Here is a 25,395-nt window from a genome sequence, read left to right as displayed (position 1 = left end):
TTAGGCTTTGATATAGTTTGAAACTATATCTCGATTTAAAAGACAAAAAAAGATTTGGAGAAGATTCCCCAAATCCTTTGAAAGACAACGGTTCATAGATTTTTTAAATAGCTAGGTTCAGAACAAAATATCAACAAATTGAAAGCTGACTATGGCTTGCTATTAGAAAAGACTATAGGTCTATCCCTTTCTCACGAAGATTAGCCAGACACTCCTCATAGTAGGCTGTGTCATGTTCGCTATAGATAGGACTATTCAGCTTTTCCTCTGCTAAGTCTTCATAGGAAGGACAGATCTTCCCTCGGTAGTTCTTATCTAACCACTCTGGACTGACATTGTAGCCACGGTCAGCCATCTCCTCCATGATCAAACGATGATAGGCATAGAGACGATAGGGCGAGTGGGTAAAGACATAGTCAACCGTCGCATGCTTTCTGCCCCAGCCATTGCCACGCAGGGCGCAGCACTCTCGATGTTGCCCCAAGAGCTGAGGACGTGGAAGTTGTGGAATCAAATCTTCATGCCAAAGTCTCATGGGAGTCTCCTTTCAACAAGGTCGAATCTTGCAGATAAGCATTTGGATAACGCTCAAGCAAGTTTCTAGTTCTAGTAATCAAATCTTCCTTGGAGGCTTGACCAAAGCGATAGCGATCCAGCAAAAGCATATAGTCTTTGCGCTCATCAATACTGGCTTGCTTTTTAAAATAGCCCCAAATATGCTGAAAGGCATTGCAAACCTGACCCCTGTGCTCTGGAATCTGGCAGGCACGGTCAATCATCTCCTGAACCTGACTGACCTCCACCACTTCTTGCTTGAGATACTGGCGAATATCCTTGTAAATATTGCTGGAATGGCTCAAAACAAGGTATTTATTTTCCGCCCAGAGTTGCTGACAAAGGGCACGTTGGTTGTTATTTTCCATATTTCTCCTAACTTTCTACTAGTTCCCAGGAAATACGGAAACAAAGTTGTATTTTAAAAATGAGCGAATTGATTGTTGATGAATCTGACGTTTACTTCGTTAAATACCAGAGTAAATTTCAACTAGTAATTGAATCTGGTGTAAAACTTCTTGTTTCTTACGTTCACGAGCTCCTTGTCTACGAGAAGTCGGTGGGATAATAGAATCCAAATCAGCTCCACTATTCTCAGCATAACCACGTTGAATAGATCGATCAATGAATAATTGATAATCTTTTACAAGATTTTCAGACTCTGCTAATTCACGAATAGCGACTGCTTTACGTTCTTTACCATAAGCATAAAATGCATTGATAATCTCATCATGGTCTTTCAGACTCGCTAAATCAGTATCATTGATAAAGCCAATCACCAACTCTTCCTTAGCACGAATATCAATACTTGAGCGAATGACACGGCTAACTTCAGCTTTCATTGCTTCTTTAGACTCAGAGTTCTTCGATTTTTCAACAATTAAAGCAAGGATATAATCCAGATTAATCTCATCCGTTTTTAAGAGTTCAATCTCAAATTCAATATCTGAAAGGTCAACACCTAAGTCTTTTGTTCTTTCATAGTTTTTAAGGTTTAAGAATTCATCTCGAATTTCCACGTAAGAACTTCTTAAATCTTGGAGATAGCCTTCCGAGATAGGCTTTTCGATTTCCTGAAACTCATCATAATTTCTAAGGACATTATCAAGCTTCAGAAACTCACCAAATAACTTAACAAATTCTTTTTTATCATGTTCTGTTTCAATTTCTTGTGGATTAGGGAATCTTTCCAGAATTTCTTGACAGACTTCTGTATAACCTTTGACCTTAATACCCGTTACCTGATCCACGAAACCGTCCATGTATTCGCTAAAACTTTTTTCTAAGATAATATCAAGCTTATTAGTATCCCCAAAGGTTTTAATAGCTTCTTGAGTAGCTTTTTCTAAATCACGGAAACATACGATATTCCCAAATGGTTTAACTTTGTTAAAAATACGATTAGTTCTAGAAAACGCCTGAATCAAACCATGATAACGTAGATTTTTATCGACAAAAAGAGTATTCATGGTTGGAGCATCAAATCCTGTCAAGAACATACCCACTACAATCAGCAGATCCACTTCCTTGGACTTAACTCGTTTAGAAAGGTCACGATAGTAATTTTGAAACTCTTTCCCATCAGTCGAAAAGTTGGTCTTGAACATTTGATTATAGTCGTAGATTGCCTTAGAAAGGAACTCTTTAGATGAAAGAGGCATGGCTGTATCTTGAGGGTCTAGCTCTTCATCTTGAATTTCGCCATAAGCTGACTGTTCTTCATTAGGTGCAAAGCTAAAAATGGTTGCGACCTTCAAACGCTTAGTCTCTGGTAGTTCTGCTTGTTGTCTCTGAAGTTCTTCATAGTATAATTTCGCAGCTTCAATACTTTGAACAGCCAGCATCGCATTAAATCCAGATAGTTGTTTTTGTTTATGAGTATAGTGTTGATTTCGATGCGTCTTATCATTATAAACTCTCAACAGATACTCTGTGATAGTTGCTATCCGTTCTGGATGTAAAAGGAGTTCCTTCTCCATCTTTTTGAGTTTCTTTTCATCGAGCTCTCGGCCAACTGCCTTTTCCGCTTCTCTATACTTATTAATTTCAGGCTTGATATAGTTATAATCAACCTTGAACTTCAGCACTTTTTTATCTCGAATAGCATCTGTGATAACGTAGTTATGAAGTTGTTCACCAAAAACCTCTTGAGTTGTTTCTCCCGTTAAACTATTTTCTGGGAAAATCGGAGTCCCTGTAAATCCAAATAAAGCATACTGTTTAAAAGCCTTTTTGATACGCTTTTGCGCTTTCCCAAACTGAGAGCGATGACACTCGTCAAAAATCAAGACACATTTTTTACTGTAGATTTCATGGTTTGGATTCGCAGTGATGAATTTATTTAACTTTTGAATAGTTGTGACAACAATTCGATCATCATTTTCTTCAATACTACGTTGGAGTTCTTTTGTATTGTTACTACCGTTGACTGAGTTTGGCTGGAATTTTTGATATTCCTTCATAGTTTGATAGTCAAGGTCTTTTCTATCCACCACAAAAATCACTTTATCAATATAGTCTAACTCTGTTGCCAAACGAGCTGTCTTAAAACTAGTCAAAGTTTTCCCAGAACCAGTAGTGTGCCAGATATAGCCACAGGCATTGATCGTACCGAAATTCTTCATTTCATTTGTGGAATGAATCTTTCGCAAAATACTCTCTGTTGCAGCTATCTGATATGGGCGCATGATGAGTAAGGTATTATCAGCATCAAAGACACAATACTTGGTCAAGACTTCCAAGAGGACTCGCTTACTCAAGAAAGTAACAGTAAAGTCTTCTAAATCGTGAATGGTTTTATTTTTACGGTCTGCCCATTCACAGGTAAATTCATAATGATTTTTATTTTGAGCTGTCGTATTTGCGAAGTAGCGTGTATAGGTTCCATTAGAAATAACAAAGATCTGAATATATTTGTATAAAGAATTTTCGCTATTGAAGCTTTCCTTGCTATATCTATGAATTTGTTCAAAAGCTTCTTTAAGACTAACCCCGCGTCTCTTTAATTCAATCTGAACTAAGGGAAGACCGTTCACTAAAATCGTGACATCATAACGGTTGGTATGGCTACCCACTTGGGTTACTTGGTTGATGACCTGCATGCTATTGTTATGAATATTCTTCTTGTCAAGGATAAAAATATTTTTAATTCGTCCATCATCAAAAACAAAATCATAGATATAATTCTCTTGGATTTTTCGAGTTTTTTCAACTAATCCTTCATTGGGACAATCCAGATACTCTACTACAAAGCGATCCCACTCAGCATTCGTAAAAGTCACCTTATTGAGTTTTTCTATTTGCACCTTTGCATTTGCTAAGAGCTCTTCAGGCGTATGAATATTTAAGCGTTCATAGTTGAGATGATTCACCAAATCAGAAATCAACTGATTTTCCAAATCAGCCTCTGACTGATATTCTCTATCCGTGCGATACTCTGGTTGATACTCAGCCAAGAGAATCCCTTCATTTGTTTCCGCAATTACTTCATGTATTTTTGAATAATCAACCATAGCATGCTTCCTTTTATTGTATTATTTGAGATTCTTTCTCAAAATGATTTAAGAATTTATCTAGTGAAGTTTAATAATTGTTCTCGCCAGTATTCATACTGTTTCTGTCTTAGTTCAATTTCCTTTGGAAGACCTTCAGAAAGAGAGTTGGTTAAAGTGTTAAAATTATCAAGAATGGAGACTATACTAGATTGTTCTTCTAGAGGTGGTAGTGTAATTATTTTACTCTGGATCATAGGTTTCGTTAACTGTGGAATCCCACTTTGCGGAATTTCATAGTTATTCTCGATAGATTTCATAAAATAATAAGCATATTTTAAATTGAGGTTAATTTTTGGAGTCAACACAAGTAATCTCACTATAGGGAAGAAAGGTTTTTCACGATAACTTGTCCATCCGATTGTGCCTCTCGCTGAAACCGTTAGGCTAGGGTTCTTGATTCTAGCTTGATTTGTCCAACCATATAATGATTTTTCGTTAATTCCATTAGATAAGATAGGATAACGATATTCTTCTGTTTCGATAGCAGAGATTCCATTCTTTGGAATATCACCTCCTGCAATAACTTCAAACACACTACCTAGTTCCACCCGAATTGGACCAAATACCCACTGTAAAAGTTTGATAAGAGCGGAGTTGTCCCACTCCTCTACTCTACTCTCAGTGTACTCGCCTTCAGCGAGGAATGTCAAGAGTTTTTCTCGAAAATATTCGTACTGCTTTTGACGTAGTTCAATCTCTTTGGGTAGTCCGATATTTAAGTCGTTACAAACCGAGTCAAAGTTGTCTAGAACCTGAACAATGCGAGATTGGATTTCGAGGGAAGGAACTGGGATTTTGAATTTTTCAGTATCATTACTAGAAATTTGCGGCATTTGCATATTATTAGCAATAGTTTGAAAATGTTCCTTATTATGAATTAAATAATGATAAATATATCTTAGGTTGATATTTTCATCATCTGAACTATACGACCAAAATTCATTTTTAAAACTAAATGGTTTTGTACAGTATTCAAAGTCAATAATTCCACGAGATTTTACAACAATTGCTTCTTCAGTATGAATATCTTTATCAGGGATATCTCCATAATTTACATCAGCGTACGTCTTCCCTCCTGCAAAAATACGGATTGGCGCACTATCTTTGTGAAGTAATTTCATCTGACTAGCTGTAATTTTAGTCCCTTTTCCTTTTTTAAGAAACTCTTTTAACATCTTCCACTCAACTTGATATACCTCATCCTCAAATGATAAGAGTTTATCTCGATAAAAAGAATATTGCTTTTTACGTGAGGTCAATTCTGAGGTCAATTCTGAGGTCAATTCTGTAACATACTCAGTCATTTTGTCAAGTATTTGCACAATTTTTTCTTGAATTTTTATAGGAGGGACGGGTATTTTTACTTTTTTCATCTCAGTCATTGAAACACTTTTGACTGTCCCTCCTGCTTTTCTTCCTTCTATATCTTTTTTAACTCTTTCAGACTCAAAAATATACATCAAAAATTTAGAACATATTATCTCTTTTTTAGGTTTAATGGAATATACTCCCTCTTTTATATTCCAATTTGTTGGAGTTTCTTCGATGATGGCAACATTTCCGATTGTTCCAGTACCTGTAAAAAGAACATCTCCACTTTCAAGATTAGATCTATTTTGACAAAGTATCAATCCTTCATTATTTATTAAATCAGTTTTTTCAGATGGAACAATTTTATGTCCCCTTATCTCTCTTACAGTTATATAATAATTCGTGGCATCCGTAGGATTCAATTGAAAAAATTTCCGAGGATTCAAACCTGTTTTTATGGAATGTACAACTTCCCCCAACTCTTTCCACTCAACGGGACAGTTTTGGATTTCTTCTAGGATATTCATCATTTACCTCCTAGCTCCTCTACAATCTTGTCTATCTCTGCACGTAAGTGGTCAATCTTAGCAACAGTCTCAGCGATTTCTTGATTAAGCTCATCAATATCAATCTTCTCACGTGTATCTTCTTGTTCGACATAGGTTGAGACAGAAAGGTTGTAATCCTGTTCTAAACCAATCACTTCATTATCAACAAGAGTTGCTTTATAGTCTACACTTTGATAATTAGTGAATAATTCAACGATATAATCGATATTGCCATCCGTCAAGACATTATTATTGGTCTCTTTTTTGAATTCCTTACTCGCATCAATAAAAAGTGTTTTATTTTCTAGTTTATTCTTAGCCAACACTAAAATCGTAGTTGCGATAGAAGTTCCAAAGAAGAGATTATCAGGCAGAGCAATAACCGCTTCGACAAAGTTGTTATCTACTAGATACTGACGAATAGTCTTTTCAGCACCACCACGATAGAAAATACCTGGGAAACAAACAATGGCTGCTCGACCTTTGTTAGACAAGTGGTTGAGACTATGCATGATAAAAGCAAAGTCAGCTTTTGACTTAGGAGCCAGTTTACCAGCTGGCGCAAAACGGTCATCGTTTATGAGAGTTGGGTCTCCATCTCCCACCCATTTGACAGAGTATGGAGGGTTAGAAACAATTGCATCAAAAGGTTTTTCATCCAAATGTTGAGGATTTAAAAGAGTATCTCCTCGCTTAATATCAAAGTTGTTGTAGTTAATATTGTGCAAGAACATATTCATACGAGCCAAGTTATAGTTAGTCATATTGATTTCTTGACCAAAGAAACCATCCTCCAAGATATGGTCTTCGTACTGCTTTTTCATCTGAAGTAAGAGCGAACCCGAACCACATGTTGGGTCGTAAACCTTGTTAATCTTGTCCTTACCAACCATTACCAAACGAGCAAGTAATTTAGAAACTGTCTGTGGTGTGAAGAATTCACCACCACTTTTACCAGCATTACTCGCATAGTTGGAAATCAAGAATTCATAGGCATCCCCAAAGGCATCAATGTCATTTTCCTCAAAGTTGCCAAAGTTAATGCTATTGATACCATTAAGAATATCAGAAAGACGTTTATTTTTTTCCGGAACAGTTCCACCAAGAATGTTACTTCGTGTGTCCAAGTTATCAAATAAACCTTTGATATCATCCTCAGACTTGAATCCAATCGCCGACTTCTCAATATCTTGGAATATCTTGGCTAAATCTTCGTTTAAATTTTCATTTTGTGACGCGTTCTTAACGACATTTTCAAACAATTGACTTGGAAGAATAAAGAAACCCTTATCCTCAACTGTCCCTGGTTTGAAATCTCGCTCAGCTTCTTGGTCACTCAAATCAGCATAACGAAATTCTAAATCTCCAGCCTCATGCTCAGCGTGATCAAAATAGTCTGCCATATGCTCAGAAATAAAGCGATAGAATAGGATTCCTAGGATATACTGTTTAAAATCCCAACCGTCAACAGCCCCACGAACATCGTCCGCAATCGCCCAAATTTTACGGTGAAGCTCCTTACGCTCTGCACTCTCTTTATTTGCCATTTTTACTTTCCTTAATTAATGTATTATCTTTTCTATTATATCATATCCCAGACAGAAAACGCCTTCTAGATCCTACTTCCTTCCCAAAAACCATCTAGTCTTTCTCCCTAAAATATGATATAGTAGAATCATACTATACAAGAGGAGTTTCCATGTCACACGATAAAGAAATGAAAGCTGTTTCTCCCCTTCTACAGCAAGCTATTCATATTTCCTCCATCGTCGGTGGAGTTGGTACTTTAATATTCTGTATCTGGGCCTATCAAGCCGGTATCTTGCACTCCAAGGAAACCCTATCTGCCTTTATCCAGCAAGCTGGGGTTTGGGGACCACCACTCTTTATTTTTTTGCAGATTTTACAGACGGTTGTTCCTATCATTCCAGGTGCCCTGACCTCCGTTGCAGGTGTCTTTATCTACGGTCACATCATCGGAACGATTTATAACTATATCGGCATTGTCATTGGTTGTGCCATTATCTTTTACTTGGTGCGTCTCTACGGAGCACCCTTTGTCCAGTCCATGGTCAGCAAGCGCACCTATGACAAGTATATCGGTTGGCTGGATGAGGGCAATCGCTTTGACCGTTTCTTTATCTTTATGATGATTTGGCCAGTTAGTCCAGCTGATTTTCTCTGCATGTTGGCTGCTTTGACCAAGATGAGCTTCAAGCGTTATATGACCATTATCATCCTGACCAAACCCTTTACCCTAGTCGTTTACACTTATGGCTTGACCTACATCATCGATTACTTTTGGCAGATGTTTGGCTAATAGACAAAAAACTCAAGGATTCATCCTTGAGTTTTTCTTTGTTAGGCTTCTTTTTTCAATAAGAGGGAAACAAGCACTGATGTAGCAATCATCCATGCTCCTAGAATGATGAAGGTCATTCGACTATCCATAGTCACCAAGCCAATCCCTGAAAGAACGAAGGGTGTTAATGATGCTCCAAAAGAACATCCCAAAACAGCATAGGAAGTTGCTTTGTTGAGGAGTTTTGCAGGAATTCGCTCAGATATCAACTGAAAGACTGTCGTCAGAGCGATACTGTAGGCAAATCCTCCCAGGATAGAACCTGCAACCACCACCCAGAGTGATGGGGAAAGAGCAATGATGATTTGCCCGATACCAAAAGTGACACCAGCGACCAATAGAAGCCTTTCCTTGAAGGTCGAAATCAAGAAAGAAAAGCTGATTCCAGCTAGAATCCCAATCAACTGCATGGCACTAAGTACCAAACTGGACAACTGAGCATCTCCAAACCCTGCCTCAATCATAAGACTAGGGATGCGGAAGGTGATAGCAGTATTGGTACATACAATCACTGCGGCTGCAATAGCAAGGAAGAAAATCAATTGGAGCATGGAACGAGTCAGTTTCGTTGCTTCTTCTGTCTGATGCTTGGACTCGTGAATTTCTTCCTTGTTGTAAGGGACAAAGAGAAGGAAGAGTACGAGAACTACTAGACCAGCTGCATAGGCTAGGAAGGTTGCTGTCCAGCCAAATGCTAACAATTGCCCGACTGCTAAAGTTAAGATAGAGGCTCCTACTACCTCAGCCGATCCACGAAAACCAAGCATTTGGATACGGGTCTTGCCGTGGTAACGTTCACTGATGATTGAAATAGCCTTGGCATTGAGCATTCCTACTCCAAGCCCAAATAGCAAGCGTGTCGCAAAGACAAAGTAATAGCCCTGATACCAGAAAGGTGCAGTTCCACTGATGGATAAAATCAAGAGTCCCAAGGTCAACTGGAGACGTTCAGGAAAAATACGCTCTAGAACTCCGTTCAATAAAAGCATGGCCATAATCCCAAAGGATGGGAGGCTGACCAAGAGTTCGACCTGACCAGTCGAATAGCCCTGATAATAGTCAAACATAGCAGGCAGGGCGCTCGAAATTGAAAACGATGTGATCAATACTAACGATAGGGAGAGTATGCTCACTTTTTCCAAAAATTGTTTCATCTTTTCCTCATTCATTGTTCATTTTTCATATTAGTAAAAAGGTCCTTTCCTATCATACACTCTTTACCCCAAATTGGCAAGTGACTGAGCACCAAGACCAAAAGAAAAAGCGGGGCATCAAGAGCTGTGAAGTCTTGATGACATCCCACTTTTTTATGTGTTTTATCCAGTTATGTGACTTAGATTTTCAAGAATCGACGCATTGAGATTCCTGAACCAAGTGAACCGATACAGATTCCGATGAGGAACAAGAGTCCAATCATCAATGGAATAAAGGTATCCGGTGTAATTAAAGATAGGTTTTGGCCAACCAAAGATGGATTTACAGATTGGAACACTCGGTTATAGATAAAGTAAACCAAAGCTGATGGGAGAGCCGCTCCCAACAATCCGATAAAGGCACCTTCTAGCAAGAATGGGCCACGGATGTAGCCGTTCTTGGCACCAACCAAACGCATGATTTGGATTTCACGACTACGTGAAATGATGGTAATACGGATGGTATTTGAAATCAAGAAGACTGCGATGAAGATCAAGAGTCCTGCAATAACCAATCCCCATACACGGATGAAGGACGCCAACTTGAAGAGACGTTCAGTATTGGCACCACCGTCTTGAACTTCAGAAACACCTTCGATTTTCTTAGCTTCTTCAGCGACTGGTTTTACATCACTTGGTGAATTTGTATCTACGATGTAGGCATCATGAAGAGGGTTTGCATCTCCTTCAAATACCTTCCACTCGTCACCCATAGTTTCAGTCAGCTTTTGGTACTGCTCTTCTTTACTTGAGAAGGTTACATTTTTAACAGCTGGCAAAGCTTTTAGGGCATCGTAGACCTTGTGGTAGTCATTGTTAGTGACTGTTTGGCCTTCTTTTACAATGGTTTCACTGTTGTCTTCAACGTCTTTACGAACATAAACCATGACGCGGACGTTGTTTTCAATATCAGTTGCTAATTTCGCAGTATTGAAGATAACTGAAGCAAAGATAGCAACCAAGGTCAAGGTAATCATTACTGAACTGATAGCAGCAATGGTCATCCATCCATTACGCTTTAAACTTTTTAAAGCTTCGAACAGATGGCGGAAAAATCTACTAATCATCGTATCCGTACTCTCCTTTCGCTTCATCACGTACCACGCGACCATTCTCGATGGCAATAACGCGGTGGCGCAAGGTATTTACGATTTGGCTGTTGTGAGTCGCCATCAAAACAGTTGTCCCTTGAAGATTGATACGTTCCAAGAGGTTCATGATTTCCCATGAGTTATCTGGGTCCAAGTTTCCTGTTGGTTCGTCGGCAATCAAAACCTTAGGATTGTTTACAATAGCACGCGCAATGGCGATACGTTGTTGCTCACCACCTGAAAGTTCATTCGGGAATGAACGAACCTTGTGCTTCAAACCGACAAGGTCCAAGACTTCCATAACACGTTTTTTGATGTTACGACGACTTTCACCAACAACCTCCATGGCGTAAGCAATGTTCTCATAAACGGTTTTCTTTGGCAAAAGTTTGTAATCCTGAAAGACTACTCCAACTTTTCTACGCAAGAACGGAATATCTTTCTTTTTAATCTTAACGAGGTTATAACCTGCAACTTGCAAGCTTCCTTTGTCGATTTTGACCTCACGATACAAGGCACGGATAAAAGTTGATTTACCAGCACCTGAAGGTCCTACGATGTAGGCAAATTCTCCTGCATCGATATTTACAGTGATGCCACGTAGGGCTGTTGTCCCGTTGTCATATTTTTTGACAACATCTCTCATTTCAATGATTGACATGTGACTTCCTTTCTTTTAACTGATACGCCATTTCAGATAAGCATCGATGAAACCATCTAGGTCTCCATCCATAACCTTATCGACTTGCGCTACTTCAAAGTTTGTACGATGGTCTTTTACCATTGTATAAGGCGTAAATACATAGGAGCGGATTTGGCTTCCCCATGTAATTTCCTTTTTCTCACCCTTGAGCGAGTCTACCTCAGCAGCTTTCTTTTCCTGCTCCATCTGGTAGAGTTTTGCCTGAAGCATCTTCATAGCACGGTCACGGTTTCCGTACTGAGTACGGTCAACTGTTGATGCTACGACGATCCCTGTCGGAATATGAGTCAAGCGGACACCTGTTGAAACCTTGTTGACGTTTTGTCCACCTGCTCCACCTGAACGGAAGGTATCCATCTTGATATCATCCTCACGGATGTCAACTTCGATGGTATCATCCAACTCTGGCATAACTTCTACAGATGTAAATGAGGTGTGGCGACGTTTAGCAGAGTCAAATGGTGAGATACGGACCAAACGGTGAACTCCCATCTCTGACTTGAGAAGACCATAAGCATTTGGTCCTTCAAAAGACAAGGTTACTGACTTGATTCCTGCCTCATCACCTGCTTGGTAGTCCAAGACCTCGACCTTGAAGCCTTTGGCATTTCCATAGCGAGTATACATACGAAGGAGCATATCGCCCCAGTCTTGAGCCTCTGTCCCCCCTGAACCTGGATGGATTTCAAGGATGGCGTTGTTGTGATCATAGGGTTCTGACAAGAGAAGGGTCATTTCGTAGCTAGTCATCATCTGATCTAACTCATCGAGTTTTTCAACCAACTCATCCTTAACAGATTCATCCTCTGCCAAAAAGTCCAGTAAAATCTCAACTTCATCCTGCAACTCATCCATCTTGTGGAAGGTATTATAGGTATTTTTGAGTTCGTTTAATTCTTGCGACGTTTTTTGGGCCGCAATATTATCGTTCCAAAAATCAGGTTCTGTCATTTTATTTTCCAAAATGGCAATTTCTTCCTCTAAACCTTCGAGGTCAAAGAGACCCCCTGAAAGAAGCTAATTTTTCACGATTTGCGTCAATTTTTTGACGAATTTCTGAAATGTCCATACATACTCCTTTAATTGTATCGTTTTATTATACCATAATTTTTTTTATTTATCTAATCGGTGTTTTTCTAATTTAGTATCAATATATTTCTGCAAGACATCTACTCGCCTAATTTCTAGCAAAATTTTAAAAACCTCACAAGAATTTTCCCGTGAGATTTAGAGAATTTATACTACTTTTTTACAAGTTAACCGTCAGCACTTGACCGCCTTTCACGACTTGCTCACCAGCGATATAGACATCATTAACATCACTGGATTTGACGGCATAAACGAGGTGAGATAGCATGTTTTCTTGAGGTTGAAGATGAATTTTGCCTTGGGGTTGGATGACGAGGAAATCAGCCTGTTTGCCGACTTCTAGACTACCAATTTCATCTTCCATTCCTAACACCTTAGCTCCTTCAATGGTCAGGGCCTTAAGGGCAGTTTCGATTGGAAATTGGCTGGCATCACCACTCTTCATCTTCTGTAAGAGTGCTGCAGTCCGCCCTTCCTCAAACATATCGAAGTTATTGTTAGAAGCAACTGAATCCGTCGCAATACCGACTGGCACTCCTGCCTTTTGAAGTTGGATGACTGGTGCAATCCCTGAGGCTAGTTTGAGGTTGCTGATAGGATTGTGGGCGATAGCAACTTGCGAATCTGCCAAGCGGGCAATCTCTGCTTCATTTAACTCCACACCATGAGCAAAGACAGCTTTATGATCTAAATATCCGAGTTCATCTAGAAAGGCTAATGGGCGTTTGCCATAGCGTTTCAGGATAATGCCTGACTCTTCCTGTGTTTCTGCAACATGGATATGAAGAGGAATGTTTTCTTCTTTTGCTAGCTCAAGACTTGCCTCCAGCAAATCTCGACTACAACTATAGGGCGAATGAGGGGCCACCATAACCTTGAAATTGGGATCTTGGTAGCCTTTGATTGTCTCGATAACAGCCCGTGTTCTTGCTATAGTCTCATCAGTCGTCTCCACATCTGAAGAAAAGAGGGTTGGAGAAAAATAGCAACGCATCTTGGATGCCTTGACTGCCTCATAAATCTCAGCTATATCTACTCCATTAGGATTGTACATATCGTTGAAAGTTGTCGTTCCTGACTGGAGCATCTCTGTTAGTGCCTCTTTGACGGCCTTTGTAGTCATCTCTGGGGTGAATTCTGCTTCTGCTGGCCAGATATAGTCCTCTAGCCATTCGTGGAGATTACTATCATCACGAATGCCTCTCAAGCCTGTCATGGCAGAGTGAGTATGGCAGTTAACCAAGCCAGGCATAATCCAGGCACCCTGATAGTCTATGATTTGATCTGCTTGTTTAAGAATCTCTTGATTTTCCTGACCGACATAGACGATTTGGGATTCTTTGACAGCCAAAATCCCATCTAGATAGACGTGGAAATCTTGGTCACAAGCCACGATATTTACATGCTGAAAGACTTTCATCCCTAGGCTCCTTTTCTATATAAGTATTCATACTGGATAATTTTTCTAGCTATTGTAACAAAAAAGTCACCCTAAGGCAACTTTTCTTGTTTGTTCATTAGCATTATAACGGCTTTCCCATTTACTCTGGACTAAATGCTGCTGCTTGCTGCATTTTGTAGTACTTGCCTTTTCTCTCCATGAGTTCCTCATGATTGCCATATTCGACAATATCTCCATCTACCAAGACAAGAATCAAATCTGCATCTTGAATGGTCGATAAACGGTGGGCAATGATAAAGCTTGTCCGCCCCTTCATGAGTTTGGCAAAGGCATCCTGAACCAATACCTCTGTCCGAGTATCGATTGATGAAGTCGCTTCATCTAAGATCAGAATCTTAGGAATGGCTAGAAAAACTCGGGCAATGGTCAGGAGCTGAGCCTGACCAACAGACAAGGATTCACCTGCATTTTCAAGCTTAGTATCGTAGCCCAGGGGCAACTGTTGGATAAAGAAATCTGCGTTAGCTGCCTTGGCTGCAGCAATAACCTGCTCTCGACTTGCTTCAGGATATCCAAAAGCAATATTGTCATGAATGGTTCCCTGCTTGAGCCAAGTTTCTTGAAGCACCATCCCAAACTGCTGTCGAAGAGAAGCTCGGGTATAGTCATAAATCGAATGACCATCCAATAAAATATCTCCAGAGTTAATCGGGTAAAAACGCATGAGGAGATTTATAAGAGTGGACTTCCCTGCACCCGTTGGTCCAACGATGGCAACCTTACTACCAGCTGGAATATCAATAGACAAGTCCTTAATCAAGATTTTTTCTGGAATATAGCCAAAGGAGACATGCTTAAAGGAAATAGCTCCCTTGACTTGGTCGCTGTTCAATTCTTTAAGACCAGTTTCTATAATCTCAGGGCTTTCTAAAACAGTATAAACACGTTCTGCACAAGCCAATGCACTTTGCAACTCAGCTAAGACCGATGAAATATCGTTAAAAGGCTTAGTGTACTGCTGCACATAGTTCAAAAAGGTCACTAAACGCCCAACCGTCAAAGTAGAACCCGCCATGATGCGCAAGGCTCCAACACCAGCTAGTAGGGCATAAATGAGGGCATTGACAAAACGGGTTGAAGGATTGACTGTCGAAGAATAAAAGATAGCAGACTGAGAATAACCTGCATAAGTATCATTTGCCTCCTGGAGTTTTTGGATAAATTCTTCTTGGGCATTGAAGGACTGGATAATGGTCTGTTGGGTGAGCGATTCTTCTATCAACTGAGTTTGAATCCCCCTAGTCTCTGTCTGCTCTTGAAAGAGATGGTAGGATCTCTTAGCGATATAGCGTGAAATGACCATAGACAGAGGTGTTAAGAGCAAGACCAAGAGAGTCATCAAGAGATGGATTTGGAGCATGGCAAGGATGCTGACCAAAATCATCAGAACTCCGATGAAAAATTGGTTGAAAATCATGTTCAGTCCTGCTGCTAACTGCTCGATATCTGTCGTCACACGGCTGACCATCTCTCCACTCCCCTGTCTGTCTACCAAGGCAATCGGAAGACGATGGAGCTTTTCAATGATTTTTTCGCGCAAATCCCTGGTATAGGAGAAAATGAGGCGGTTGTATAGGAGAGGATTGGCCCATTGTACTAGAGTATTTCCAATCACCACTATAATCATCTGGAGGAAAGTCTGCCAAAATACCTGAGATGAGCCCGTCACTAAAACTTGGTCAATCACCTGTCCTATCAAGATTGGTAGATAGATTGATAGGGCTACCTGAGCAATGGTACCCAAGAAAGCCAGGAAAAGAAGGACGGGATGGCCAGCTAAATCTTTTGCTAATCGTTTAAGGGTTTGATTTGCATGTTTGCCTTTCATTCTAGTCCTCCTTTCCATGTTGGGATGCATTGATTTCACGATAGACTTGGCTAGTCTCCATCAATTCCTCATGATTTCCAAGTGCTAATTGTTCTCCTTTTTCCAAAAGAAGAATCTGATCTGCAATCTTCAAGGTTGAAGTTCGTTGGGAAATCAAGATCAAGCTAGTGTCAGGTAGGTTATCTTGAACAGCCTTCAGAAGATTGGACTCGGTGATGGTATCAAGGGCTGAAGTCGCATCATCCAAGATGAGAAATGGTGCTTGGTGCAAGACTGCTCGGGCAATCGATAAACGTTGCTTTTGCCCACCTGAAAAATTACGACCACCTGCTTGAACCTCTGCGTCCAGCTGTCCTTCCTTGTCACTGACAAAATCCTTGGCCTGGGCAATTTCTAAAGCCTGCCAGAGTTCTTGGTCGGAAACTGTTTCTTCCATACCCAGAGTCAAGTTAGAACGAATGGTTCCCTTAAAGAGTTCAACTTTTTGAGAAACATAAGCCATCCAGGATCGCCATTCAGAAAGATCGCGAGGACTACGTCCATCTCGATAAAGGGAAATACTTCCCTTATCTGCCGTATAAAGGCCAAGTAGGACCTGTACCAAACTTGACTTACCAGAGCCAGTCCCCCCGATGATTCCAAGAATTTGTCCTTGTTGCATAGCAAAAGAAATATTTCGCAAGGATGGTTGAGCAGCATCTGGGTAGGTAAAGCTCAAGTGTTCAACTCGTAAGGACTGATTCGAGGAAGTTTCTTTTTGAGCAATTTCTGCCAGTATATCTTCAGGCTTTTCTGCAAAGACTTCTTTAATCCGCTTGGCAGAAATATAGGACTGGTTGAGTGAATTGATGAGCATGGCTAGTTTTATCAACTCTACCAAGATTTGCAGGAGATAGTTGATTAAGGCAATCAAGGCACCTTGACTGAGCCAGCCTCCCTGGATAGAAATATAGCCATTCCAGATAATCACCAGCAAAGTTCCATTGACGATCAAATAGGTCAAGGGTGTCAAGAGACTGGACCAGTGTCCTGTTTTCATTTGGATAGCTGTATAGACTTGATTGAGTACTTGGAAGTTCTCGATTTCTCGTTTTTCTTGGCCAAAGGCACGAATCACACGCATACCTTGTATCTGTTGGCGCGTCTCCTGAACTAGCTGGTCAGTTTTCTTTCTCAAACTACTGTAGAGAGGATTGACCAACCGTGATAAAACGACAATGACAAGGGTCAAAATGGCAACCATGACCAAAAACCAGAAGGTCAACTCAGGCGAGAGACGATAAGCCATGAAAATGGCACCAAAAACAATAATAGGCGCCCTTAAAAAGAGGCGTAAAAATTGATTGATACCTGTCTGAATCTGATAGGTATCTGAAGTCAAACGTGTCACCAAACTCGAAGTCGTCAAACGATCTCTACTATCCTTAGGCAAAGAGAGAATATGACGATAGAGGTCATTGGTCAACTCCTTGGTAAAGCCAACTGCTGCCTTGGCTGAGTAAAACTGGGCTACTAAAGCTACCAAAACACCAATAACTGCAAACACAAAGAGGAGGCCTATTTGCATCCACAGATGACCCTGATCTTTTTGAGTAATGGATTGGTCGACAATCCCAGCTATTACCATGGGAACCAAAAGTTCAAAGACAGCCTCTAACAACTTAAACAAGGGTGCTAGGAAAGACTCTTTCAGGTAGGGTTTAAAGTAAGAAAGTAATTGTTTCATGTGTCCCTTCTATTTTCAAAATGAAGAAGGTGGAAAAACCACCATCTTTTCTACTTGTTCAAATATGGAAGTAGGTAGCCATAGCCAGCCTCTTCCATTTCATCCTTAGCAATGAATCGTAAAGAAGCAGAATTAATGCAATAGCGTAAGCCACCTAGTTCCTGAGGCCCGTCTGTAAAGACATGCCCCAAGTGGGCATTACCCGAACGTGACCGGACTTCGATACGTTCCATACCATGACTCAAGTCTTTGTAGTAGTGGATAAGCTCTTTAGAAATGGGGCTACTAAAGCTTGGCCAACCACAGCCTGAGGCAAACTTATCCTTGGCAAAGAAGAGGGGCTCACCAGTCGTGATATCGACATAAATTCCTTCCTCAAAGGTTTGGTCGTAGGCATTGCTAAAGGGAGCTTCCGTCGCAGCCTCTTGGGTAACTCTATAAGACTCTTCTGATAAATTCTCTCGTAAAACTGCCTGACTAGGTTTTTCATAGTTGGCGGCATCTATCAGTGGTTTCTCAGCATCCCTCACATCAATGTGGCAATAACCACCAGGATTTTTCTTGAGGTAGTCTTGGTGATAGTCCTCAGCCAGGATATAGTGACGGAGTTTCTCCACTTCTACCGCTATTTTACGACCGATAAGAAGCTCTTGTTCTCGAACGACCGTATGGATGGTTGGCAAATCCTCTTCATCTTGATAATAAATCCCTGTGCGGTATTGACGACCACGGTCATTCCCTTGTTGGTTGACAGAAAGGGGATCGATAACTCGGAAATAATAAAGCAAAATCTCACGGAGCGAGACTGTCTTTTCATCATAAATAACTTGCACAGTCTCAGCATGATCTGTTTCTTTGATTAATTGATAATTGGTGGTTTCTACCTGACCATTGGCATAACCAACACTGGTTTGCAACACTCCAGAAATACGTGAAAAGTACTCTTCCAAGCCCCAAAAACAACCGCCTGCTAGATATATTTCTGCCATTTCAAATCCTCCTTGACCGTCTGTCGGTCGCTAAACACGGGAATCATTTCATATCCCATCTTTCATTTTCAAAAAAAGGACAGGAAGCCCTCTAATAGAGAGTTTCCCCATCCTATTGCTAAATTTATTTTGCTTCGACGCGAACGCCTTCTGTGTCTACTTGCAAGTCATGAAGCTTGCCTTTGAACGGTTGCTTTTCAAGCTCTGCCTTAATCTTTGGCATCTTGTCAGGGTCAGCCAAGACCATGACAGTCGGACCAGCTCCAGAGAGGTAGGTTGCATAAGCACCATTTTTCTTGGCAACTTTTTTGATGGTCGCAAATTCTCGCACCAGTTCTTGACGGTAACGTTCGTGGAAGAGGTCACTTTCGATAGCTTGGCCTGCTTTAACCATGTCACCAGTCAGTAGAGCTGCAATAGCAACATTGGCGATAGAACTTGCTGCAACAGCTTCCTTGTAAGAGAGTTTCTTAGGCAAGACACCACGACTATCGCGAGTTCGCAATTCATAGTTTGGAATATAAGCTAGGAAAGCACACTCTGGGAAAGGCGCCACAACTGCTGAAACCTGACCTTCGACTGAGCTTGCAATGACCAGATTACCATAGATAGCCGGCGCAACATTATCAGGGTGTCCCTCAATCTTAGTCGCCAACTGTAATTTTTCATGTTTACTTAATTTCAAGTTTCCGAGTTGATTTGCCAGTTCAATTCCAGCAACGATGACAGAGCTAGATGAACCCAGTCCACGTGCAAGAGGAATATCGCTGACCATCTTCAGACGTCTTGGTTGTAGGTCTGGAACAATTTGTAGAGCAATCTTCAGCAAAAGATTACGTTCGTCACGTGGAATCCATTTGCCTAATTGGTGCTCAATCATCCATTCTTCACGTTCCTCACAAACCTGAATTTCTAGATACTTGGTTACAGCTACTCCAACCGAGTCAAAACCAGGACCCACATTGGCACTTGTAGCAGGTACAATAATCTTCATCTTAGTCTCCTAAAACCTTGAAGGTGTTGAGAAGTTCAAACTCGGCTACACCCTTCAAAGCTGCTGTAATATTTTCAAGCTGTGCCTTGTTGATTTTATGAGAGATGATGACAACACGAGCCTTGCCTTCTTGCTTACCATCTTGAAGGATTTGCTTGAAGGAGATATCTTCTGCATTAAAGAGCTCAGCCAATTTCAAGACTTGACCTTTTGAATCTGGAGCCAAGATTGAGAAATAGTAGTTAGCTTTGACATCTTCTGGCTTAGCCAAGACTACTGGACGGCTGTATTCATTAAAGGCTTTTCCAATTGTTCCATCATTCAAACGACGAACGATACGGGCAATATCAGCCACAACACTTGTTGCAGTTGGTTTTTGACCTGCACCTGGTCCGTAGTACATAGACTCTCCGATACCGATAGATTCCACAAAGACAGCATTCATAACACCATTGACACTTGCAAGTGGATGAGTTTTAGGTAGGAAGGTTGGAGTAACCTCAGCAGCGATTCCAGAAGGTGTTTCTTCGATAGAACCAACTAGTTTCACAACATAACCAAGTTCTTGAGCTACTGCCACATCTTCTGGAGTGATGTTGCGAATCCCTTGATGGGCCACATCTTCAAATTTGACATTCATCCCAAAAGCAAACTGACTGAGGATGACCATCTTGTAAGCTGCATCAATCCCGTCAACGTCATTAGTTGGATCACTTTCAGCAAAGCCAAGGCGTTGAGCTTCAGCAAGGGCATCTGCATAAGACCAACCTTCTTCTACCATTTTGGTCATCATGAAGTTAGATGTTCCATTGACAACACCAAGAACACGTGTGATTTTGTCTGATGCTAGTGAGTTAACCAAGGTACGAAGGATTGGAATCCCTCCCGCAACAGCTGCTTCATAATAAAGAGCAACATTATGAGCTTTGGCAATCTCAAGCAATTCTGCACCATGAACTGCCAAAAGGTCCTTGTTAGCTGTTACGACGTGTTTCCCTGCTTCTAAAGCACGAGTGATAAAGGTTTTAGCAGGCTCGATACGTCCCATCAACTCAACAACGATGGTGATGTCTTTATCTGACAAGATTTCATCGATATTTGTTACAAAATTAAAATCATTTCCTGCTTCAAGCAAGCGTGCTTTCTCTTCATCGTCTTTGACCAAAACCTTGGCTACTTCAATTTCTGAATGTGCTGCTTGAACGATTTTTTCCCCATTTTCCTTTAGCAAGAATGGTACACCACTGGCTACAGTACCAAATCCAAGTAAAGCAATCTTAACTGACATGTTCGTCTCCTCGAAATTTTCTAATAGTCCTATTATACCAAAATTGTGCGAAAATTCCTACCATTCTAAACTAAAAATAGAAAGGCCAAATCCTAAAAAGCCTGCCCCGATACAACCTAGGACAGACGTTATTTTCAATCTATTTTACAAAAACCAATTCCTTGTCACTAGATAGATCATTTCTATAGTTAAAACCTGCAAAGCTAAGCTTTTTGATCTCTTCTACCGAAGTCACCTGATTTTCCATCAAGGCTGTTAAGAAGGCTCCTCTAGCTTTCTTTGAAATGGTTGAGTGGATTTTTAGTTTTCCATCTTTGTCTTCCATAAACTTGAAGGTCACCATTTTCTCTCGGATTTCTTTTGGAAAGACATTTTCAAACTCCGAAGACAAGAGTGAAAAGATGTAATCTTCCTCCTTCACCGACTCTTCATAAGCTGCCTGCCAATGTTTTGTAAGACTTTTGCCACCAACTTTGAGCTTCATCATAAAATCTAGTCTATGAGGAGCGATGGGCGCAAAGACTGGAATAACCCCATAGAGAGCTGACGTTATCATGAGATGTTTCTCGAGATAGCTTTGCTCTTTCTTGGTTAGATTGTCCCGTTTGATGTTGCGATACATAAGTCCATCAAAAAGATGCAAGGCTGGATAGTTGCTAGCCAATCCATTTTTCAAGGCTTGGATATGGCCATACTCCTCTTGCGCTTTATCAGCAGAGATTTTGTAAAAACTCTCTAGTTCTTGGACCGAGTATGTTGCTAACTCCTCTAGTATAGCCTGACTTTCAGGACGCAAGGGATTTGCTTCTAAACTAGGGACATTTGTATTCATTTCTTTTGCAGTTGGGATTAGAATTTTCATAGTGTTAGTGTAGCATATTTTTCTAGGACTACCAAGGATTTACACCTAAAAACCTCGGTGACTACCGAGGCTTCTTTCCTTATTTTGGCAATCCTAACCAGATTGCAAAGAGAACTAGTGCTGTCCCAAGGCAGCTTGCCAAGATAGATGACAGATTAAACTTTTTCTCCTTTAGAAGAGAAAATCCTATCTTCAAAGCGAAAAGACCAAGCAACATCGAACCAATCATCAGATAAAATCCCATTTGACTGTCCTCCAATTATTATTCTTTCATTTATTATCACAAATTTCAAACAAGAGTGCAAGAAAAACGAGGTTTTACTTAGTTTGAAGGTTTTGAGATAGTTATCCTTGACAACTTGACCTTTAGAGGATTAACTCTCATCTAGAAAACAAGGCCTATATGATAATCCCTTCCAAATGATCCAGTTCATGCTGACAAATCTGCGCTGGAAATCCTGTCAGGGTAATGGTTTGCTCTTGCCAATGGATATCTCTGTAGCTTACTGTAATCTTCTCATACCGAGTTGTCGGTCTGACACCTGTCAAAGACAAACAACCTTCCTCTGTCTCGTATGCTCCTTCAAAAGATTGGAGAACTGGATTAAACATAACCATGGGAATCATTCCGATATTAAAAATAATAACACGTTTTTGTACCCCAATCATATTAGCCGCTAGTCCAACACAGCTTTCTCGGTTAGCCAATAGGGTATCCTGCAAATCCTTTGCTAGGGGTAAATCTTCCTGACTAGCAGGCTGGGATACCTGCGACAAAAACAAGATATCTTTTACAATTTTCTTTTCCAAGATTCTTTCCTCCATGCGATATCATTCTCCTTGATTATAGCACAAAATCTTTGGCAGTTTACCTTTATATACAAACGAAAAGCCATCCGAAGATGACTTTCATAATGCTTAAATAGCGTTTTTATCTTTTCCAAGTGCTCGTTGGACTGCTTTGACAATCTCAACAAGGACTACAATCATGAGTGAACCTACAATAACCGCCATCCACTGAGTCAAGCTCAAATGTGACACGTGGAAGAGATTATTAAATCCAGGAACCAAAATTGTCACCACAAAGAGGACAAAGGCAACTGGGATTGACCAGTTAAAGGTCTTGTTCTTGAAGAGTCCAACCGTAAAGATTGATTGGTAAACAGACTTGACGTTAAAGGCATGGAGCAATTGGATCAAACCAAGAGTTGCAAAGGCCATGGTAAGGGCATCTGCGTGGATTTCACTTTGAACTTGATGCTCTGGGAAGAGAATAGCCCAACCATAGACACCAAGAACGAGAATAGTTTGGAAAACACCCTGATACATGATAGCACCGAAGACACCACCATCAAAGAAGTTAGACTTACGTCCACGAGGTTTGTGGGTCATAACGCCTGGCTCAGCTGGTTCCACACCAAGAGCGATGGCTGGTAAAGTATCTGTTACCAAGTTAATCCAGAGAAGATGCACTGGTTGCAATACATCCCAACCAAAGAGAGTTGCAAAGAAGATGGTGAAGACTTCAGCCATATTAGCAGACAAGAGGTATTGGATAGATTTTTGGATATTGGAGAAGACCTTACGTCCTTCTTCAACCGCTACGATAATGGTTGCAAAGTTATCATCGGCAAGGACCATATCCGAAGCTCCCTTAGAAACCTCTGTACCAGTAATCCCCATACCGATACCGATGTCAGCCGTCTTAAGTGATGGCGCGTCATTAACCCCGTCACCTGTCATGGCAACAACTTTACCTTCTTTTTGCCATGCTTTCACGATACGAACCTTGTGCTCAGGTGATACACGGGCATATACAGAGTATTGCTTAAAGACTTTTTGGAATTCTTCATCAGAGAGTTCGTTCAACTCAGCACCAGTGAAGACATGGTCTTCGGTATCATTGGGATCGATGATTCCAAGACGTTTAGCAATAGCTTCCGCTGTATCTTGGTGGTCACCTGTGATCATGATTGGACGGATACCCGCTTCCTTAGCAACACGAACAGCTTCTGCAGCTTCTGGGCGCTCAGGGTCAATCATTCCGATCAAACCAGAGAAGATGAGGTCAGATTCAACAATTTCAGATTCCAAGGTTGGAATTTCATGGCTTGTCTTATAAGCCATCATCAAGACACGGAGGGCTTGTTTAGCCAAGTCTTTGTTGGTGGCAAGGATAGCATTTTTATCTTCTTCTGTGATTGGACGAACTTCCCCATTGACTTCAATACGAGTCACGCGCTTGAGCAATTGATCAGGCGCACCCTTGACAGCGATAAAGTAAGAACCGTCTGCTTCCTTATGAATGGTAGACATGAGTTTACGGTCTGAGTCAAATGGTAATTCAGCTACACGTGGCTCATCCTTCAAGACTTCACGAACGTCAAAGTTGTGGTCCAGACCAAACTGTACCAAGGCAGTCTCCGTTGGGTCCCCAATCAACTTGCCAGATGGGTCTACCTTTGTATCATTGGCAAAGTTCATGATACGTAGTGTATTGTTGTTAGTAGCAATTTCAGATGCTGAACTTTGCAATTGACCGTTGGTATAAACCTTTTCAACAGTCATTTGGTTCATAGTCAAGGTACCTGTCTTATCAGATGCAATGATTTCTGTTGAACCAAGAGTTTCAACCGCTGGTAATTTACGGACGATTGAATTCCGTTTTGCAAGGGTTGTAGTTCCCAAAGATAGAACGATGGTTACAATGGCAGGGAGACCTTCTGGAATCGCAGCAACCGCAAGAGCAACCGCCACCATCAAGCCTTCTAATGGATGTTCTCCACGAACAAAGACACCAACCAAGAAGGTAATCACTGCAATCACAATGATTAAGTAAGTCAAGGCCTTAGATAATTGTTCCAAGCTTTGCTTCAATGGTGTTTCTGTTTCGTCTGCGTTGGCTAACATATCCGCAATCTTACCAACTTCAGTATACATACCAGTGTTAGTCACGACACCAAGCCCACGACCGTATGTTACGTTTGAGTTTTGGTAACCCATGTTAACACGATCCCCGATACCAGCATCTGCTTCAACAATTCCTGTCACATCTTTTTCAACTGGCACAGACTCCCCTGTAAGAGCTGCTTCTTCGATTTTAAGAGAAGCCGCTTCAAACAAACGCATATCGGCAGGCACTACATCTCCTGCTTCAAGCAAGACGATATCTCCAGGTACCAATTCTTTTGAGTCAATCTCAATCACATGACCATCGCGACGAACACGAGCCATCGGGCTAGACATATTTTTCAGAGCTTCAATGGCTGCTTCTGCTTGCCCTTCTTGGTAAACCCCAAAGGCAGCATTCAAGACAACAACGGCCAAGATGATAATGGCATCCGTTAGACCGTCCATTCCTTCTGTAATCACAGAAAGTGCGGCTGCCGCAAGCAAGATGATAATCATCAAATCCTTAAATTGATCAAGGAATTTAGCTAGTAGGCTACGTTTCTCTCCCTCTTCCAACTCATTACGACCATAAGTCGCTAAGCGTTCTTTAGCTTGAGCAGTTGATAAACCTTCGATAGATGAGTCCAAGTTCTTTAGGACTTCCTCTGAGGCTTGTGTGTAAAACAAGTCTTTATTTTGTTCTTTTGACAAAACAGTCTCCTCCTTTTTGGCCTCTTTTTACAAAAAAAGAGACCTGTTTTTTAAAAAAACAAGTCTCGCTGTTTAATATAGTGCCGGAAATAATTCGTAATGACGACACTATCGCGGTTAACCGCCAGCTACTCCCTTGAGTAGTTCTATTATATCAGAAATTCAAAAGTTTTCAAGTTTTGAGGTGTATTTAACTTACTTCCCACATTTGAATTTTCCTTGGAAAACCAGTATAAT

The 25,395-nt window shown here is 40.8% G+C and carries 20 protein-coding genes; 1 reads left to right on the top strand and 19 read right to left on the bottom strand.

Features of this window, described 5'->3' with window-relative positions; all coding sequences use genetic code 11:
* Positions 1-172: 172 nt before the first annotated feature.
* From QM857_RS08335 to QM857_RS08315, 5 genes are all read right to left on the bottom strand, one after another.
* The gene (locus QM857_RS08335; protein WP_414275654.1) at positions 173-535 is read right to left on the bottom strand and encodes a TIGR02328 family protein; all 363 of its coding nucleotides are present in this window, start codon (positions 533-535) and stop codon (positions 173-175) included.
* Positions 519-923, bottom strand: a complete 405-nt coding sequence (locus QM857_RS08330) for a YbgA family protein (RefSeq protein ID WP_414275653.1) — start codon at positions 921-923, stop codon at positions 519-521. Before QM857_RS08330 ends, QM857_RS08335 begins: the two co-directional genes overlap by 17 nt.
* 99 nt (positions 924-1,022) lie before the next feature.
* Positions 1,023-4,067, bottom strand: coding sequence for a type I restriction endonuclease subunit R (locus tag QM857_RS08325; protein ID WP_414275652.1), 3,045 nt, complete (start codon positions 4,065-4,067; stop codon positions 1,023-1,025).
* Between the two features lie 56 nt (positions 4,068-4,123).
* The gene (locus QM857_RS08320; RefSeq protein WP_414275671.1) at positions 4,124-5,947 is read right to left on the bottom strand and encodes a restriction endonuclease subunit S; all 1,824 of its coding nucleotides are present in this window, start codon (positions 5,945-5,947) and stop codon (positions 4,124-4,126) included.
* Positions 5,947-7,515, bottom strand: a complete 1,569-nt coding sequence (locus QM857_RS08315; protein ID WP_414275651.1) for a type I restriction-modification system subunit M — start codon at positions 7,513-7,515, stop codon at positions 5,947-5,949. The genes QM857_RS08320 and QM857_RS08315 overlap by 1 nt, the downstream gene beginning before the upstream one ends.
* A gap of 152 nt (positions 7,516-7,667) precedes the next feature.
* On the opposite strand from QM857_RS08315, the gene QM857_RS08310 reads away from it, so the two are divergent.
* Entirely contained in the window at positions 7,668-8,288 is a 621-nt protein-coding gene (locus QM857_RS08310) for a TVP38/TMEM64 family protein (RefSeq protein WP_414253905.1), read from the top strand.
* 41 nt (positions 8,289-8,329) lie between these two features.
* Here the strand turns inward: QM857_RS08310 and QM857_RS08305 are convergent, their stop codons facing one another.
* From QM857_RS08305 to QM857_RS08240, 14 genes are all read right to left on the bottom strand, one after another.
* Positions 8,330-9,484: an MFS transporter gene (locus QM857_RS08305; RefSeq protein WP_414275650.1), complete on the bottom strand. Its 1,155-nt coding sequence runs from the start codon at positions 9,482-9,484 to the stop codon at positions 8,330-8,332.
* Between the two features lie 179 nt (positions 9,485-9,663).
* Positions 9,664-10,590 carry a permease-like cell division protein FtsX gene (gene ftsX / locus QM857_RS08300; RefSeq protein ID WP_414275649.1) on the bottom strand — a complete coding sequence of 309 codons (927 nt, stop codon included), beginning with the start codon at positions 10,588-10,590 and terminating at the stop codon, positions 9,664-9,666.
* Positions 10,583-11,275, bottom strand: coding sequence for a cell division ATP-binding protein FtsE (gene ftsE, locus QM857_RS08295; RefSeq protein WP_303406987.1), 693 nt, complete (start codon positions 11,273-11,275; stop codon positions 10,583-10,585). The genes ftsX and ftsE overlap by 8 nt, the downstream gene beginning before the upstream one ends.
* Before the next feature lie 15 nt (positions 11,276-11,290).
* Positions 11,291-12,386 (bottom strand): peptide chain release factor 2 gene (gene prfB, locus QM857_RS08290; RefSeq protein ID WP_100249482.1). Its coding sequence is split into 2 segments (ribosomal slippage): positions 11,291-12,313 and positions 12,315-12,386, totalling 1,095 coding nucleotides; the frame shifts between segments, so codons are not numbered across the junction.
* 180 nt (positions 12,387-12,566) lie between these two features.
* Positions 12,567-13,826, bottom strand: a complete 1,260-nt coding sequence (locus QM857_RS08285) for a TRZ/ATZ family protein (RefSeq protein WP_414275648.1) — start codon at positions 13,824-13,826, stop codon at positions 12,567-12,569.
* Positions 13,827-13,947: 121 nt separating this feature from the next.
* Positions 13,948-15,696 carry an ABC transporter ATP-binding protein gene (locus tag QM857_RS08280; protein ID WP_414275647.1) on the bottom strand — a complete coding sequence of 583 codons (1,749 nt, stop codon included), beginning with the start codon at positions 15,694-15,696 and terminating at the stop codon, positions 13,948-13,950.
* Position 15,697: 1 nt separating this feature from the next.
* Positions 15,698-17,422, bottom strand: coding sequence for an ABC transporter ATP-binding protein (locus QM857_RS08275; protein WP_414275646.1), 1,725 nt, complete (start codon positions 17,420-17,422; stop codon positions 15,698-15,700).
* A 50-nt stretch (positions 17,423-17,472) separates the two neighbouring features.
* Positions 17,473-18,411 carry a peptide-methionine (R)-S-oxide reductase MsrB gene (gene msrB, locus QM857_RS08270; protein ID WP_414275645.1) on the bottom strand — a complete coding sequence of 313 codons (939 nt, stop codon included), beginning with the start codon at positions 18,409-18,411 and terminating at the stop codon, positions 17,473-17,475.
* 124 nt (positions 18,412-18,535) lie between these two features.
* The gene (thrB, locus tag QM857_RS08265; RefSeq protein WP_414275644.1) at positions 18,536-19,405 is read right to left on the bottom strand and encodes a homoserine kinase; all 870 of its coding nucleotides are present in this window, start codon (positions 19,403-19,405) and stop codon (positions 18,536-18,538) included.
* A gap of 1 nt (position 19,406) precedes the next feature.
* Positions 19,407-20,693: a homoserine dehydrogenase gene (locus tag QM857_RS08260; protein ID WP_414275643.1), complete on the bottom strand. Its 1,287-nt coding sequence runs from the start codon at positions 20,691-20,693 to the stop codon at positions 19,407-19,409.
* Positions 20,694-20,832: 139 nt separating this feature from the next.
* Positions 20,833-21,555, bottom strand: a complete 723-nt coding sequence (gene yaaA, locus QM857_RS08255; protein ID WP_414275642.1) for a peroxide stress protein YaaA — start codon at positions 21,553-21,555, stop codon at positions 20,833-20,835.
* Between the two features lie 79 nt (positions 21,556-21,634).
* The gene (locus QM857_RS08250; protein WP_414275641.1) at positions 21,635-21,799 is read right to left on the bottom strand and encodes a DUF3953 domain-containing protein; all 165 of its coding nucleotides are present in this window, start codon (positions 21,797-21,799) and stop codon (positions 21,635-21,637) included.
* Between the two features lie 155 nt (positions 21,800-21,954).
* Positions 21,955-22,365, bottom strand: coding sequence for a peptide deformylase (locus QM857_RS08245; RefSeq protein ID WP_247922255.1), 411 nt, complete (start codon positions 22,363-22,365; stop codon positions 21,955-21,957).
* Positions 22,366-22,473: 108 nt separating this feature from the next.
* Entirely contained in the window at positions 22,474-25,158 is a 2,685-nt protein-coding gene (locus QM857_RS08240) for a cation-translocating P-type ATPase (protein ID WP_414275640.1), read from the bottom strand.
* Between the last annotated feature and the right edge of the window lie 237 nt (positions 25,159-25,395).

The sequence above is a fragment of the Streptococcus infantis genome (assembly GCF_047463315.1).
Classification (GTDB): domain Bacteria; phylum Bacillota; class Bacilli; order Lactobacillales; family Streptococcaceae; genus Streptococcus; species Streptococcus infantis_AB.
Note: the sequence above shows the minus strand (reverse complement) of the source record. Positions and strands in the feature narration are given on the sequence as shown.

Coding starts and splice junctions, on each gene's coding strand:
- yaaA (WP_414275642.1), bottom strand. CDS start 21,555: ATGAAAATTCTAATCCCAACTGCAAAAGAAATGAATACAAATGTCCCT.
- QM857_RS08325 (WP_414275652.1), bottom strand. CDS start 4,067: ATGGTTGATTATTCAAAAATACATGAAGTAATTGCGGAAACAAATGAA.
- QM857_RS08275 (WP_414275646.1), bottom strand. CDS start 17,422: ATGAAACAATTACTTTCTTACTTTAAACCCTACCTGAAAGAGTCTTTC.
- thrB (WP_414275644.1), bottom strand. CDS start 19,405: ATGAAGATTATTGTACCTGCTACAAGTGCCAATGTGGGTCCTGGTTTT.
- QM857_RS08280 (WP_414275647.1), bottom strand. CDS start 15,696: ATGAAAGGCAAACATGCAAATCAAACCCTTAAACGATTAGCAAAAGAT.
- msrB (WP_414275645.1), bottom strand. CDS start 18,411: ATGGCAGAAATATATCTAGCAGGCGGTTGTTTTTGGGGCTTGGAAGAG.
- QM857_RS08305 (WP_414275650.1), bottom strand. CDS start 9,484: ATGAAACAATTTTTGGAAAAAGTGAGCATACTCTCCCTATCGTTAGTA.
- QM857_RS08320 (WP_414275671.1), bottom strand. CDS start 5,947: ATGAATATCCTAGAAGAAATCCAAAACTGTCCCGTTGAGTGGAAAGAG.
- QM857_RS08315 (WP_414275651.1), bottom strand. CDS start 7,515: ATGGCAAATAAAGAGAGTGCAGAGCGTAAGGAGCTTCACCGTAAAATT.
- QM857_RS08260 (WP_414275643.1), bottom strand. CDS start 20,693: ATGTCAGTTAAGATTGCTTTACTTGGATTTGGTACTGTAGCCAGTGGT.
- QM857_RS08250 (WP_414275641.1), bottom strand. CDS start 21,799: ATGGGATTTTATCTGATGATTGGTTCGATGTTGCTTGGTCTTTTCGCT.
- QM857_RS08335 (WP_414275654.1), bottom strand. CDS start 535: ATGAGACTTTGGCATGAAGATTTGATTCCACAACTTCCACGTCCTCAG.
- QM857_RS08310 (WP_414253905.1), top strand. CDS start 7,668: ATGTCACACGATAAAGAAATGAAAGCTGTTTCTCCCCTTCTACAGCAA.
- ftsE (WP_303406987.1), bottom strand. CDS start 11,275: ATGTCAATCATTGAAATGAGAGATGTTGTCAAAAAATATGACAACGGG.
- QM857_RS08285 (WP_414275648.1), bottom strand. CDS start 13,826: ATGAAAGTCTTTCAGCATGTAAATATCGTGGCTTGTGACCAAGATTTC.
- ftsX (WP_414275649.1), bottom strand. CDS start 10,590: ATGATTAGTAGATTTTTCCGCCATCTGTTCGAAGCTTTAAAAAGTTTA.
- QM857_RS08330 (WP_414275653.1), bottom strand. CDS start 923: ATGGAAAATAACAACCAACGTGCCCTTTGTCAGCAACTCTGGGCGGAA.